The sequence below is a fragment of the Sorangium sp. So ce321 genome (assembly GCF_051530195.1).
Taxonomy (GTDB): Bacteria; Myxococcota_A; Polyangia; order Polyangiales; family Polyangiaceae; genus Sorangium.
Map to the genome: position 1 here is coordinate 6,669,767 of NZ_CP150329.1, position 15,234 is coordinate 6,685,000.

Sequence of the window (15,234 nt, forward strand, 5' to 3'; positions counted from 1 at the left end):
GGAGGGGCGATCGTTCTTCGAGTCCATGCTTTGGATGGCTCAGCGCGTCAGCGGAGGCCTGCGGAGCGCGCCGCACAGCGGAGGAGGAGCGCGCCCGGCCGGCGGCTCGGGCGCGCACAAGGGACCACGGCGGAGCTAGGGAGTCGTGTAGCTCGCGATGAGCTGATACGTGCTGGCCGTGTAGCCGCTCACCGAGATGAAGGCCTGCGTCTGCCCGGCGGGGACGGTCAGATTGCACGACTCCGCCGCGTCGCTGGTGTACGGGCGGCAGTGGTACGCGCTCGTCGTGGGCGCCGCTCCGAACCTCAGGTAGAGGTCGGGATCGCCCGTGCCGGTCATGTCGAGCTTGAAGGTGGTGCCCGGAACCACCGCGAGGGGCCCGTGGGCAGCCGCCGCGCCCGCCGCGAGGCTGCCGCTGAAGGTCGCCGACGTGGCCGTGCCGGAGCCGCCCCCGCCGCCGCTCGGCCGGGTGTAGGTCACATTCACGTTGTACGTGGCGGCCGTGTACCCGAGGACCTTGACGAACGCCTTGGTCTGCCCGGACGGCACGGCCAGCGTGCACGTCTCGGACGCGGTGCTGCCCTCGGAGCGGCAGTCGAACCTGGCCGTCGTCGGCGCCGCTCCGAATCTCACGTAGAGGTCGGGGTCGCCCGTGCCGGTCATCACGACCTTGAGGCTCGTCCCCGGGGTGACGTCGAACCCGGCGCTCGGCCCCACGTTCACGAACGAGCTGGCCGCAGCGCTGCCGCTGAAGGTCTCGGTCGCCGTGCCGCCGCTGCCGCCGCTGCCGCCGCTGCCGCCGCTGCCGCCGCTGCCGCCGCTGCCGCCGCTGCCGCCTCCGGCACCGCCCCCGCCGCCAGCACCGCCCCCGCCGCCAGCACCGCCCCCGCCGCCACCGCCGGGCAGACCGTAGAGCGCCTGGGCGCCCTGGATGTCCTTCGCGGTCAGCGCGAGCTCCCAGCCGGCGGTGCCGTTGCACTGGGGATAGTGCATGACGGACGCCGCATCGTAGGTGGTCAGCGCGCGCCAGCTGTTGTCTTCGAAGCAGGTGCCCGCCTCGGGCCGCGTGTGCTCGTGGCGGAAGCCGAGCGTGTGCCCGAGCTCGTGCCGCAAGACCCCCTCGAGCGAGGGCAGCTCCGCGGTGAAGGCGCTGCCGTCGATCAGCACGTTGCGCGCCGACCGGCCGTCGTTGGGGAAGAACGCCCGCGCGATGTACATGCCGCCCGAGTTCACCGGCCTCACGTCGAAGACGACGTTGTTGTTGCTGGCCGTGCAGTTCGCGTCGTGGGCGCTCTGGTAGATGTAATCGACATCGGCCGCCCGCTCCCAGGCGCCGGTAGCGGCGTCCATGGCCGCCACGACGGCGGCGTGGCGCGCGCCGAAGGTCGTGCTCACGCAGTAGGTGATGTTCTTCTTCTGCTCCGCCGACCAGACCGCATCGCCGCCGCCGCCGGCGCGCTGCACGATGAGGGCGCCGTCGCGAACGTAGGTCTCCCAGAACTCCCGGAGGTGCTTGATGTCGGCGACAGGCGTGTCCCCATTGACGATGTAAATGCCGGATTCAGGCTCGCGGAACGCGGCCCTCTCGAACGCCTCGAAGCCCTCCTGGCTGCTGCCGACGACCTCCGCCGGGTCGTCCTCGATGTCCGCCAGGCAGGCGGCGAGGGTGGACGCGCAGGCGATGATCACCGCGAGCTGGAAATTGACCGGGCCGCAGACACGCGTTCTCACAGAGCGCATTGAAAGCTCCTTCCGAGTGAAACGATCCTCTGTTGCTACGAGGAAGTCGGCCGGCCAGGAGGATATCTATCCTGATCCGGTCGCAGCGGGATCACCAAATCGCTGTCAATCCGTAAAATATTGAAGTCATTCGAGCGCTCCGGCCCTCCAGCGCGGCGGACAGGGTTACCTCGACAGCCTAATTTTCTCGCGACACGGGATGTGCGCGCCTCCGCGGGGGCGCAGGTCGGCGCGATGACGTCCGATTGCGCGCCTGCCGACATCCGGTCTGGCCGCGCGCGCGGCCAGACGCGCGCGCCGTATGCGAGGTCACGCTGCGCGCGCGGCGCCGGACCCGCCGCGAGCCGCGGTATGCTCGGGCGCCCATGCGCGCCGGAGAGATCGTCGGAGACAGGTTCGAGATCGAGGGCGTCGCGGGCGCCGGGGGCATGGGCGACGTGTACCGCGCGCGCGACCGGTGGACCGGCGAGACCGTCGCGGTGAAGGTCCTCCGGAGCTCCGGGGAGATGGAGTCCGGCCGCTTCGCGCGCGAGGTCAGGGCGCTGTCGGCGCTGCAGTACCCGGGGATCGTGCGGTACATCGCCGACGGCGTGACGGGCACGCACGAGATGTACCTCGTCATGGAGTGGCTCTCGGGCGAGACGCTCTCCCGGCGGCTGAGCCGGTCGGAGCTCACGCTCCCCGAGAGCATGGCGCTCGGCGCGCGCATCGCGGCCGCGCTCGGCGTGGTCCACCGGGAGGGCGTCGTCCACCGCGACCTGAAGCCGAGCAACATCTTCCTCGCGGGCGGCGCCGTCGAGGGCGTCACCCTGATCGACTTCGGGATCGCGCGCGTGTCAGGCGTCGAGCACCGGCTCACCGCGACGGGCGCCATGCTGGGCACCCCGGGCTACATGGCCCCGGAGCAGGCGCGCGGCGAGCCGGACGTCGACGCGCGCGCGGACGTCTTCTCCCTCGGCTGCGTGCTCTTCAAATGCCTCACCGGGCGCGCGCCGTTCCAGGGGCTCGATCCGCTGTCGGTGGCGCTCAAGATCGTCCTCGAGGACCCGCCGCGGCTCCGCGAGCTCCGCCCGGAGATCCCCGCGGCGCTCGAGGCGCTGGTCACGCAGATGCTCTCGAAGGCGCCGGACCGCCGCCCGAGCGACGGCGACGCGGTGGCGGCGGAGCTCGCCGCGCTGCGCGAGCGCATGCTCGAGTGGCCCAGCGTCTCGTCCGCGGGCGCCCGGTCGCGCGAGATCACGAGCAGCGAGCGGAAGATCGTGAGCCTGATCCTGGCGCGCGAGGCGAGCGTCGAGGCGGGCCCGGCATCCTCGGCCCAGGAGGTGGACCGGCGGGCGCGGGCCCTGCGCGCCGTGGCGGAGCGCTACCGGGGGCAGATCGAGATCCTCGCCGACCGGTCGCCGGTCATCGTGCTCTCCAGCGCCGAGGCCCCCACCGACCTCGCCGCGCGCGCGGCGCGCTGCGCGCTCTCCCTCCGCGCGGTGCTCGGCGGAGCGCCCGTGGCCCTCGTCTCCGGCCGGGCGGAGATCGGGCCCCGCGCGCCCGTGGGCGAGCTGATCGACCGCGCGGTGCTCATGCTCGCCTCGGAGCGCGCCCCCGCCAGCGCGGGCCCCATCCGCGTCGACGAGGTGACGGCGGGCCTCCTCGGCGGCCGGTTCGACGTCGCGCCCGACGGCCCCTGGCAGCGCCTGCACGGGGAGCGGGACGACCACCTCGACGCCCCGCCGCTCCTGCTCGGCAAGCCGACGGCGTGCGTGGGCCGCGAGCGGGAGCTCGCGCTGCTCGAGACGGCGTTCGCGCACTGCGTGGAGGAGTCGCTGGCCAGCGCGGCGGTCGTCGTCGGGCCCGCCGGCTCGGGCAAATCGCGGCTGCGGTACGAGCTGCTCCAGCGGCTGCGCGCCCGCAGCGAGGGCGCGCAGGTCTGGATCGGGCGCGGCGACCCCATGCGCGCCGGCTCCGCCTTCGGGCTGCTCGCGCAGGCGCTGCGGCGCGCCATCGGCCTGCTCGACGACGAGCCGCTCGAGGCGCGGCTGCAGAAGCTCAGGGCGCGCGCCGCGCAGCGCGGCGCCGGCGACGGCGGCCGCGTGGCCGCGTTCCTCGGGGAGATCGTGGGCGCGCGGTTCTCCGACGACGAGGGCGCGCAGCTCCGGGCGGCGCGGCGCAACCCGGTGCTCATGAACGACCAGCTCCGCGCCGCCTGGGAGGACTTCCTCCGCGCGGAGTGCGCGCGCGCGCCCGTGATCCTCGTGCTCGAGGACCTGCAGTGGGGCGACCTGCCCACGGTGACGCTCGTGGACGGGGCGCTGCGCAACCTCCGGGATCTGCCGCTCTTCGTGCTGGCGTTCGGCCGGCCGGAGGTCCACGAGACGTTCCGCGACCTGTGGACGAGCCGCGGCGCGCTGGAGGTGCGCCTCGCGGGGCTGGCGCGCCGGGCGAGCGAGCGGCTCGTGCGCCAGGCGCTCGGCCGGGACGCGGCCGACGAGCTCGTGAGCGCGCTCGTCGAGCGCGCGGACGGCAACGCGTTCTACCTCGAAGAGCAGGTCCGCGCGGTGGCGGAGGGCAAGGGCGCGGGCGTGCCCGAGACGGTGCTCGTGATGGTGCAGGGGCGCCTCGAGGCGCTCGATCTGGAGGAGCGGCGCGCCCTGCGGGCGGCGAGCGTCTTCGGCGAGACGTTCTGGCGTGGCGGCGTGGCCGCGCTCCTCGGCGGCGCGGACGCCGCGCGGCCGCTGGAGATGCTCGAGAAGCGCGAGCTCATCGTGCGCGGGCGCGGCGAGAGCCTCGCCGGCGAGACCGAGTATACCTTCCGGCACGCGCTCATCCGGGACGCGGCGTACGGGATGCTGACGGCGCGCGATCGGGAGCTCGGCCACTGGCTCGCGGGCGAGTGGCTGGAGCGCGCGGGCGAGGGCGACGCGGCGCTGCTCGCGGAGCACTTCGAGCGCGGCGCGGACCCGGGGTGGGCCGCGGTCTGGTACCAGCGCGCCGCGGAGCAGGCCCTCCGGGGCAACGACCTGATCGCCGCGCTCGACCTCGCCGAGCGCAGCGTCCGGTGCGGCGCCGCGGGGGAGCTGCTCGGCGCGCTGCGCCTCGTGCAGGCCGAGGCCCACCTCTGGCGGGGCGAGTTCGCGGCGGGGGAGCAGCGCGGCGTCGAGGCGGCAGAGCACCTCCGCCGCGGGTCCACGATGTGGTTCCGCGCGGTGCACCAGGCCGCTGTGGCGGCGGGCAAGCAAGGGAAGTTCGACCGCGTCGCGCGCTGGGCCGAGGCGGCGAGCGGCGAGCCGCCCGGCGAGGGGGCAGAGAGCGCGCGGCTCGTGTGCCTGGCCGAGTGCGCCGGCTTCGTCGCCTTCGGCGGCGACTACGCGGCGTCCAACGCGCTGCTCGAGGAGCTCGACGCGGCGCTCTGCGACGAGAGCGCGCCGGACCCCGAGCTGCTCGGGAAGCTGTGCTACGCGCGCTCGGTGCGCCTCCTGGCCAGCGGCAACCTCGGCGACTGCCTCGAGACGACGGTGATGTCGCTCGACGCGTTCGAGCGCGCCGGCGACCGGCGCAACGCGTGCGTCGCGCGGAGCAACCTCGGCTTCTTCTACGCGGAGCTCGGCGACTTCGAGCGCGCCGAGCAGGCGCTGCGCGCCGCCATGGCCGACGCGCAGCGCATGGGGCTGCACGATCCGACGATGCTCGCCCAGGCCAACCTCGGCCACGTGCTCGCCTGCCGCGGTCAGCTGGAGGAGGCCGACCGGGCGCTCCGGCAGGTGATCGAGCAGGAGATGCGGCAAGGTGACCCGCGCGCGGTAGGCACGTCGCGGACCTACCTCGCCGAGGCCGCGCTCCTCGCCGGCGATCACGGCCAGGCCGAGCGCGAGGCGCGCGCCGCCGCCGCGGCGCTCGACGCCGCGCCGCCCCTGCGCGCCGCGGCGCTGGCGGCGTTAGCCCAGGCGCTGCTCGGCCTGGGGCGCGCCGGCGAGGCGCTCGCCGCGGCGGCCGAGGCGATGTCGCTGCTCGAGTCGCTGGGCGCCGTGGAGGAGGGCGAGTCCCTGGTCCGCCTCACCTACGCCGAGTCGCTCGCCGCGAGCGGCAAGCCGGCCGAGGCGAGGGCGGCGATCGCCGCGGCGCGCGAGCGCCTGCTCGACCGGGCCGCCAGGGTCGGCGGCCCCGCGTTTCGCGAGCGTTTCCTGGCCCGCCGTGAGAACGCCCGGACGCTCGCGCTCGCGCTCACGCTCGTCGAAGCGTGGACCGGCGAGCCGCCGTGACGGCCGCCGAGAGGTGCCTACAGCTTGCCCCTGACGTAGGCGCGCTGGAGCGTCAGCCTGGGGGGACCGGCCGAGACCTCGAACGCTTCCGGCCGGCCGTCCGGTGCGAGGTTGCCCACGAGGCGCATGGTCTTCATGGAGACAGTGACGGCGCCCGAGGCGTCGCGGAGATACTGCACGTCGACGGGCTTCGTCGGGTCGACGCCCGGCATGTACTCCTGCTGCTTGAGATCGAAGCCGCCCTTCTTCTTGAGGAGCCGCGCGAGCTCCGAGGCGGTGGCGACCGGCGAGGCGAGCCACGCCTTGGCCGAGGGGGTGAACGTCCCCTGGACCTTCTTGCCCTCGACCTCTCCCGTGTACTCGTATTGATAATTCGTCTTCTGCGACAGCTCGATCCGGTGGTTCGCCTTGCCGCCCGACGTCTCGATCCAGACACCTCCCTTGAGGCGCCCCTGAGGGTCGATGAGCACGTTCGACGCCTCGTCCTCGATGTGCAGCGATCTGGGATCTCGGGGAAGGAGGGTGGCCGAGCGCGCGAGCCACCGCCGCTCGCCGTTCTCGTCCTTGAACAGATCGCTCGTCTCGAAGCCGACAGGGACCTTGTCGAGGCGCAGGATCACCGTGTCCGTGTACTCGGGCTTCGGCGCGGCGCTCTGCGACTCGAATGAATCGAAGAGGCCCTTGGCGAGCCGCTCGAACGTGCGGACATACCCGACCTCGTCGTGCAGGCAGGCGATCGGGTGCGCCTTGTCGGCGTGCAGCGCGATCTTCAGCAGGCCAGCCGCCTTCCCGGAGGCGGTCGAGACGAGGTAACGGGCCTCGACGAACACCGCGGGGCTCTCCCGGTGCACGCTGATCTCCCAGGGCACGACGCGAGAGACCTCCACCTTCTCGGGGTCGAGGAGCTCGATGAAGTTCCTTATCACCTCGCCCGAGTCGAGCATCGTGTTGTAGACGAAGCACTCGACCTGGCTGTCCGTGCCGAGGGGGATGGATATCGCGACCAGCTTCTCCTTCTGCTCGATCTTCGGCTCCCCTGCCCCGAACGCGCGCGCCGACCAGTCCGCGGCGCGGATCTCCCGGGCGGGCAGCTCGTCGGCCTCGCGGGCGAGCGCCTTCTCGAGGTCGAAAGGCTCCTTCGCCGCGGGCGCGGGGCCAGGCTGAGGGCTCTCCGCGGGCGCAGCGCCGGTGGAGGACCCGCCGCAGCCGGCGAGGAGCGCCAGCGACAGCACGACCGGGCCCGCGCCGCGCGAAGGCCCCGTGGAGCGGCCGCGCGCGCGGTGAGGCGAGGATGTCGTATGCGGTGAGAAGAGCCGGCCGTCGTCGAGCCGAGCCCCCGGAATCGGAAGCGCCATCGTGGATCTCCTGCCGTGCCGTCACCCCGGCCCGGGAGCGTCTCTCCTCGGGCTCAGGGCGCTGAGCGTGATGATGCAGTGCAACAAGAACGGCAGCAGGTCGTGATGTCAAGACGCGACGCGCCAGCACCACAGCCCCACCCCCGCCTGACGCTCCTGTCAAGGAGCGCTGCAGCACACCTGGCTCGAACCATATGATTGTAAATAAACAGCTTCACGACAACTCGGCCGAGGACGCGTCGCGCGTGACGGGGCGGTGCGCGACGTCAGAGCTCGCCGGACGTTCGATCATGAGATCCCGCGACCGCTCAGGCGATACCCGAGGAGTCTTCATGAACCCATGTGTCACGCGGTGATGACAGGTCATCTCACCAGTTCGATCGGTGGGCGATGAGAGACAACCGATCATCGCAGCGTGGAGATCAGGAGGCACGCCGCGAGCCCGTCACGGCTGAGCCCGTACGGGTTGGGGCGCCCACGCACGGCCGCACGCACAGTGAGGCAAATTGCCGCATCTCGCCCTGGAGAGGCATGCCTGGTGACCAGGTGGTCATCAATTGTCCGGCCTCGACGCAGCGTCAGATTCGTCCGAGCTCTCCCGTCTGGCACCCGCGTTGCAGCACTGCCCGGCGTCGCCGGCACCGCCGGCGCGATGTGGCTAAGCAGCAGGTAGTCACGGTCGTCGAGTGACGTTCACGATGCACATCAATGCGAGGAGTGGATCCATGGGACAGAGCAGCGAGAGCAAGCGGGGCTTCGCGGCGATGAACGCGGAGCAGCAGCGCCAGATCGCGAGCCAGGGCGGCAAGGCGGCTCATGAGAAGGGCACGGCGCACGAGTTCACGTCCGAAGAAGCACGCGCGGCGGGCCGCAAGGGCGGCGAGGTCGTCAGCCAGAACCGTGAGCACATGGCCTCCATCGGGCGCAAGGGGGCCGAGGCGCGGAGCCAGGGGTCGAACGGGAGCCGTCGGCCGAGCCGCGGCAGCCATGAGCAGCAAATGAAGCCGAGCGAGCACAGCCACCAGGGCTGAACCCGTCGCAGCGCGCCGCTCGAGATCCCTCCAGCGCCGCAGAAGCAGGAAGAGCCGCCGAGGAACCACGAAGGGTCTCCCTTCCTGGCTGCTCGGCGGTCCTTTTTTGGCGAGGTCCCCTCGCGGGATGTGGTCTCGCGGTCCAGCGCGAAAAGACGCATGAGATCGGCCCGCTGGCTCGATCGATGGGGCGCAGCGCGGGGCAGCGCGCCGGGGTCGATCGCGCTTTACCGCAGACCGATATGCGGTTTCGTCATCCCATGCGGTGAAGCGGCTCCGTCATCCGACTCCGTCGTCGAGCCCCGCGCCGTCATCGAACATCGCCGGGTCGTCGTCGTCGAGATCGAGGTCACCGTCGTCCAGCGCTGCGGCCTCGGGCGCTCCGCCTCCGGCCCCGCGCGCTCCGCCCTCGGCCGCGCCGGGCGGCGACATCCGCCAGCCGCCCGCTGGAGGTCCGGCCGGCCAGGAGCGCAGACCGGGCGGCGGCTTGAAGCCGTCGACCTCGTCATCGGGCCCGTCGCGCCCCGCCGCCGCAGCGCGGCGAGCCCAGTCGGGCGCGTTCCCGGGCAGCTGCCGCGGGCGCCACGGAGCCCGCTCGGGCGTGGGAGCGCGCTTGAGGTAGCCGTGCGCCCCGGACGTGAAGCCCACGTCCGCGAGCGCGCGCGCCAGCGGGGAGCTATGCGCCGGCTCGCCGTCGATCGTGGCCACGAGCACCGCGCGACGACGCCCCTCGCTGACGAGCGCCGCGAGCGCCGCTGCGATCGCCCGGATGGCGTCGCCGCGCTCCGGCTCGGCCTCGGGGAGGAACGTGGTGAGGCTCCGCTCGGTGCGGCCCATCCACGCAAGCAGCCGGCCGTCGTGCAGGATCACGAGGGCGCCGGCGGCCCGCTGCGGGCGCACCGGGCCGCGGACCGCGCCCTCCGGGGCGCCGTCGCCGCGCGCGGCGAGCTCGGGCCAGCGGACCGCGGCACCCCAGGGGTTCGCCGGATCCGTGGCCGCGAGCACGAGCGTCTGCGGATCGTCGGACGGCTCGCGGCAAGCCCGGAGGCGGTCGTCGGCCCCGGGCACCGCGAACTGCGCGGCGCCTAGCCCGGCGACGAAGTAGCCGCGCCGCGCCTGACCGGACTCCTCCATGGCGCGGAGCACGTCGTAAACGGCCGAGAACCCGCCCGCCAGCCCCTCGACCGCCGCCGCCTCGCGCGTGAGCACGCCGTGGCGCTCGAGCAGCGCGCGCGCGAGCGCCGCGCGGCGCTCGGTCTCGCTGGGCGCGCCGGTAGCGCCGGCCGCGCCCGCGGGAGCTGCAGCCGTGCGGGCCGATGCTGCGGGCGCGCCGGCGGACGCACCGGGAGGCGACAGCAGCGACCAGCGCCCTTCGCTGCCCGGCGGGCCGATGCGGCGCGCCCTCAGCGCGGAGAGGCCGCGGCCTGGCGCGGGGCGATCGCGATCGCGCCGCCGGCCGCTCGAGCGGGACTCGCGGCCGAGGGCGCGCAGCGGGGCGAGCGTGTCGTTCGTGACCTCGCCGGCCCACACGAGCTCCCAGAGCGCCGCCAGCAGGTCGGCTCCGAAGGCGCCCGTCTCGCGCGAGAGGTCGGAGAAGAAGAGCGCGCCGCGGCGCGCGAGCGCGGCGCGGATGCTCTCGGCGAGCGGCCCCTCGGCGCGGCCGGGCGGCGGGGCGAGGTACGGATACGCCTCGGCGAGGTAGAGCGCGACGCGGCCGTCGCCGTCGCCGACCGGCTCGACGCCGCGCCAGAGGACCTCGCCGGCCGCGCAGAGCGCGTCGAGATCGCCGGGGCGGTAGCCCTCGACGCGCGCGGGCAGGATCTCGGCTTCGAGCGCCGAGGCCGAGAGCGGCGCGCCCTGGAGCTGCTCGAGCGCCGCGATCAGGCCGTCGAGCCCTCGCCGGCGGCGGTGCAGGTTGTGCCAGTCGGCGAGGAAGCGGGCGTACGCGTCGGGCGGGACCGGCTCGACCTCGGCGCGCAGCCTGGCGAGCGATCGGCGCTTCAGCGAGCGCAGCACCTCGGCGTCGCAGAACTCCCGGCCGCGGCCGCCGGGGAGGAACTCGCCCTCGACGACGCGGCCCCGCTCGCCGAGCCGCGCGAGCGCGGCCAGGACCGGCGCCGGGCCGAGGCCGAAGCGCCGCGCCACGTCGTCCGCGCGGAACGGGCCGTGCGTGCGCGCGTAGCGGGCGACGAGCTCGCCCAGCGGATCGGCGGCGGGCTCGAGGAACGCGATCGGCAGCCCTGGCGGCGGCACCACGCCGAAGGCGTCGCGCAGCCGGCCGGCGTCCTCGGCGGCCGCGAGGCGGCGCTCGCCGCCGAGCTGGATCTCGATGGCGCGCCGGTCGCGGACGAGCTCGTCGATCCAGACGGCGGCGCGCTCGCCGGCGGCCTCGGGCGGGACGTCAGGGCCCGCCGTGCGCCGGGCGACCTCGTCGCGCGTGAGATCGCCGAGCGAGAGCAGGAGATCGTGCACCTGGTCCTCGTGCTTGAGCGGCGCGCGGCCGTCGAGGCGCTGGAGCGACGCCTCGAGGGCGAGCACGGCGTCCGCGTCGAACAGCTCGCGCAGCTCCGCCTCGCCGAGCAGCTCGCGCAGGCGCGCGTGATCGATGGCGAGCACCTGCGCCCGGCGCTCGGCGAGCGGCAGGTCGCCCTCGTAGATGAAGTTGCCGGCGTAGGCGAAGAGCAGCGTGGCCGCGAACGGGGACGGCGCGCGCACGTCGACCGTGACGACGCGGACCTTGCGGGCCGCGATCTGCCGGAGGAGGTCCTCGAGCGCGGTGAGGTCGAAGACGTCGCGCAGGCACTCGCGGTAGGTCTCGAGCAGGATGGGGAACGAGCCGTAGCGCGACGCGACGGCGAGCAGATCGGCGGCGCGCTTGCGCTGGGCCCAGAGCGGCGAGCGCTTGCCGGGGAACTTGCGCGGGAGGAGCAGCGCCCGGCCCGCGCACTCGCGGAAGCGCGAGGCGAAGAGGGCCGTGTCGCCGAGGCCCCGGACGAGCAGCTCTTCCACCTCGTCGGCCTGGGGCAGGAGCTGCTTCGCGTCGGGGGGCGACTCGGACTCGGGCAGCCGCAGGACGATGCCGTCGTCGGTCCATACCGTGTCGACGGCGAGGCCGAGCTCGAGGCGGCACTTCTCGGCGATGCAGGTCGACAGCGGGGCGTGCACGCGGCCGCCGAACGGCGACAGGAGGCAGATGCGGTAGTCGCCGACCTCGTCGACGAAGCGCTCCAGGACGATGGCGCGGTCGTTCGGGACCTCGCCGGTGGCCGCGGCCTGGTCGCGCACGTACCGGACGAGGTTCCGCGCCGCGCGCGTGTCGAGCCCTTGCTCGTCGGCGAGCGCGCGCTCGGCCTCGTCGTCGCTCGGGGTGGCGGCGATCCGCCGCGCGAGGGCGCCGATGGAGGCGCCGAGCTCGGCGTTGCGCCCGAGCTGGTCGCCACGCCAGAACGGCATCTTGCCCGGCTCGCCCGGGGCGGGGACGACGAGGACGCGGTCGTGGGTGATGTCGGTGATGCGCCACGAGGAGGCGCCGAGGAGGAAGACCTCGCCCTCGCGCGCCTCGAAGACCATCTCCTCGTCGAGCTCGCCGACGCGCCGGCCGGGCCGGCTCGCGTCGCCGCCCGTGTCGAGGAAGACGCCGTAGAGGCCGCGGTCGGGGATGGTGCCGGCGTTGACGACGGCGAGCCGCTTCGCGCCCTTGCGCGCGCGCACGGCGCCGCCGACGCGGTCCCAGACGATGCGGGGCCGGAGCTCGGCGAACTCGTCGGAGGGGTAGCGGCCGGAGAGCATGTCGAGCACGCCCTCGAAGCTCGCGCGGGGCAGGTCGGCGAACGGCGCGGCCCTGCGCACGAGCGAGAAGAGCGCGTCGACGTGGAGGGTGTCCATCGACGCGATGGCGACGATCTGCTGGGCGAGGACGTCGAGGGGGTTCCTCGGGTAGAGGGTCGCCTCGACCTTGCCTTCGCGCATTCGGGACGCGGCCGCGGCGCACGCGAGGAGGTCGCCGCGGTGCTTGGGGAAGACGACGCCGCGCGACGTCCCGCCGACCTCGTGGCCGGCGCGGCCGACGCGCTGGAGCCCTGCGGCGACGGAGGGCGGCGCCTCGAGCTGGATGACGAGGTCGACGGCGCCGAGGTCGAGGCCGAGCTCCAGCGACGAGGTGGCGACGATGCACGGCAGGAGGCCCGCCTTGAGCCGCTCCTCGATCTGCTGGCGCTGCTCGCGCGCGATCGAGCCGTGGTGGGCGAGCGCGATCTCGGCGCCGGCCGTGTCGTTGAGGGCCGCGGCGAGCCGCTCGGCGAGCCGCCGGCTGTTCACGAAGATCATCGTGGTGCGGTGGGCGCGGACGAGCTCGACGAGGCGCGGGTGGATGCTCGGCCAGATGGAGCGCTGCGCCGGGTCGGCGGGCCCGGGCGGCGGGCCCTCCCCTGACCGCGCGATCTCGCCGAGCTTGGTCATGTCCTCGACGGGCACCTCGATGCGGAGCTCCAGGGCCTTCGGGGCGCTCGCGTCGATGATGGTCACGGGCCGCGGCGTGAACCGCGCCCCCGCGCCTTCGATGTCGCCGCCGCCGAGCATGCGCGCGACCTCGTCGAGGGGCCGCTGCGTGGCGGACAGGCCGATGCGCTGCATGGGCCGCGGCGCTTGGCGGAGGGCCTCGAGCCGCTCGAGGGACAGTGCGAGGTGCGTGCCGCGCTTCGTCGCGACGAGCGCGTGGATCTCGTCGATGATGACGGTCTCGACGGCGCGCAGCCGGTCCCGCGCCTCGGCGGTGAGCAGCAGGTAGAGCGACTCCGGGGTGGTGATCAGGATGTCCGGCGGTTTCCTGGCGAGCCGCGCGCGGTCCTGGGGCGCTGTGTCGCCGGAGCGCACGCCGACCTGGGGGATCCGGTAGGGCAGCCCGAGGCGCTCGGCGGCGGCGGCGATGCCGGCGAGCGGCGCGCGCAGGTTCCGTTCGACGTCGATGGCGAGCGCCTTGAGGGGCGACACGTACACGACGCGGCAGCGCTCGGCCGCATCGGGCTCTGGCGAGGCCATGAGCCTGTCGATGGCCGCGAGGAAGGCGGCGAGCGTCTTGCCGGAGCCCGTCGGGGCGAGCAGCAAGGTGGAGGCGCCCTCGAGGATGGGTGGAAACCCCTGGGACTGGGCGGGGGTGGGCGCGGAGAACGCGCCGCGGAACCACGCCTGGGTGGCCGGATGGAAGCGGTCGAGCGGATCGGGTGTGGGGGAGCGTTTCTTTGCCATCGGCGCTTGCGCGGCGTGCGGAGTCGGTCCGCGCGGCGCCTCGTCCGTGCGTCTGGCTCCACGAGGTCCCACCCTGGGCGGGGGCTACGGTTATGCAAGACCCATCCCTCACGGGGAGACCCGGCGCAACTCGTTCAGGGCGCCGCGACCGGGGCAAAGTGCCGCATGGCAAGTGCGCTAGCCTTTGGTCGAGAGGCCGGAACGTGCCAGAGAAAAGAGGCGGTTCCGGGGGGACGCGCCGGCGGGTGGGTCCACGCGGCGGTGGCGGGCGGGCGCTGGCCATCCGCCGAGGCGGGGACGGGAGAGCTTACGCATGGAACACCGCCCGGCATGTCTCCCTTCGGGCCACGCCACCTGAAACGTTTCGTTGCGCGCCACACAAGGCGCGCCTGAAACCTCGAGCCTCCCGGGGCCTCATGGCACCTCGGTCGGTGCTCAGCGCGCCCGCCCGCCACCGCCGCGTGGACCCACCCGCCGGCGCTCACGGCAGCTCGGTCGACACTCGGCGCGGCCGCCGCCGCGGACCCACCCGCCGGCGAGCACGGCAGTTCGGCGATGCTCAGCGCGGCCGCCGCCGTCACGTGGACCCACTCGCCGGCGATCATCGGCCGCGGTCGAGGGGCGGCTCAGTCGAACCCTCCGCCCCCCGCCGTTTCGATAGACGGTAGGCCCCCGGCGAGGGGGTTCGCCGGGCGGCGCGGGGGACGGGCCGTGTTTGAGCCCAATTGACGTTCTTTCTCCGGCGCGCTGCGCGCCGGGGAAAGAACGTCCCAGGCGAGTTCGGCGGGGCCCCCGCGCCGCCCGGCGAACCCCCTCGCCGGGGGCCGGGCTGCTCGGAATGCACCTCGCCTCGTCGGCCCGTCGCGTCGCGACAGCGCCAGCAGCGCTGCCAGGCGGAGGCGCGAGTCCCCCAGAAAAAAGGCAAAAAAAAACCTGCGCACGGCGATGCCTGTGCGCAGGTTCAAGAGAAACCCCGGCGGCGTCCTACTCTCCCACCAGGTTGCCCTGGCAGTACCATCGGCTCCAAGAAGCTTAACTTCCGAGTTCGGTATGGGATCGGGTGTGACCTTCTCGATATCACCACCGGAAACTTGTGGCTGCATCCGGTCCTGTAGGACGGACGGCGGAGCCCGCACTTCGCGGCGCTCTACGCTGATCAGCCGTGTCACGGCTCCGCGTCGCCCGAGATCCGGACGAGACGCTTCGTCTGCTCACCCTGGTAGCAGGGCCGAATCAAACGAGCCGTTACAAAAAAAGAAAACCTGCGCACGGCGATGCCTGTGCGCAGGTTTGAAGAAAATCCCGGCGGCGTCCTACTCTCCCACCAGGTTGCCCTGGCAGTACCATCGGCTCCAAGAAGCTTAACTTCCGAGTTCGGTATGGGATCGGGTGTGACCTTCTCGATATCACCACCGGAAACTTGTGGGTGCGTCCATTAGGAGCCCGCGGAGCCCGCTTCTCGCGGGGCTCTACGCTGGGCCAGCTGTGTCACGCTGCTCGTCACCCGAACTCCGGGCGCGACGCTTCGATGTTTGCCTTAGAAGTATGGTCAAGCCGCACGACCTATTAGTACCGGTTAGCTCCTCCGATTGCTCGGCTTCCACACCCGGCCTA

Annotated in this window: 5 protein-coding genes and 3 rRNA genes (1 of these 8 running past the window's edge); 2 read left to right on the forward strand and 6 right to left on the reverse strand. The window is 73.4% G+C overall.

Annotated features, from left to right (window positions below):
* Nucleotides 1-135: 135 nt before the first annotated feature.
* Entirely contained in the window at nt 136-1,740 is a 1,605-nt protein-coding gene (locus tag WME89_RS24675; RefSeq protein ID WP_438011533.1) for a M57 family metalloprotease, read from the reverse strand.
* A gap of 365 nt (nt 1,741-2,105) precedes the next feature.
* On the opposite strand from WME89_RS24675, the gene WME89_RS24680 reads away from it, so the two are divergent.
* Nucleotides 2,106-5,990 (forward strand): protein kinase domain-containing protein, encoded by a 3,885-nt coding sequence (locus WME89_RS24680; RefSeq protein WP_438011534.1) that lies wholly within the window; start codon nt 2,106-2,108, stop codon nt 5,988-5,990.
* A gap of 17 nt (nt 5,991-6,007) precedes the next feature.
* Here the strand turns inward: WME89_RS24680 and WME89_RS24685 are convergent, their stop codons facing one another.
* On the reverse strand, nt 6,008-7,345 hold the full coding sequence (locus tag WME89_RS24685; protein ID WP_438011535.1) for a hypothetical protein: 1,338 nt from the start codon (nt 7,343-7,345) through the stop codon (nt 6,008-6,010).
* 725 nt (nt 7,346-8,070) lie between these two features.
* On the opposite strand from WME89_RS24685, the gene WME89_RS24690 reads away from it, so the two are divergent.
* On the forward strand, nt 8,071-8,376 hold the full coding sequence (locus tag WME89_RS24690; RefSeq protein ID WP_438011536.1) for a KGG domain-containing protein: 306 nt from the start codon (nt 8,071-8,073) through the stop codon (nt 8,374-8,376).
* Nucleotides 8,377-8,655: 279 nt separating this feature from the next.
* Here the strand turns inward: WME89_RS24690 and WME89_RS24695 are convergent, their stop codons facing one another.
* The 4 genes from WME89_RS24695 to WME89_RS24710 all read right to left on the reverse strand — a co-directional run.
* Complete coding sequence (locus WME89_RS24695) at nt 8,656-13,620, reverse strand: Lhr family helicase (RefSeq protein ID WP_438011537.1); 4,965 nt, start codon at nt 13,618-13,620, stop codon at nt 8,656-8,658.
* Between the two features lie 971 nt (nt 13,621-14,591).
* A 5S ribosomal RNA gene (rrf, locus tag WME89_RS24700) occupies nt 14,592-14,708 on the reverse strand.
* A 212-nt stretch (nt 14,709-14,920) separates the two neighbouring features.
* Nucleotides 14,921-15,037 (reverse strand): 5S ribosomal RNA (gene rrf, locus WME89_RS24705).
* 128 nt (nt 15,038-15,165) lie between these two features.
* Nucleotides 15,166-15,234, reverse strand: a 23S ribosomal RNA gene (locus WME89_RS24710) (it continues 2,940 nt past the right edge of the window).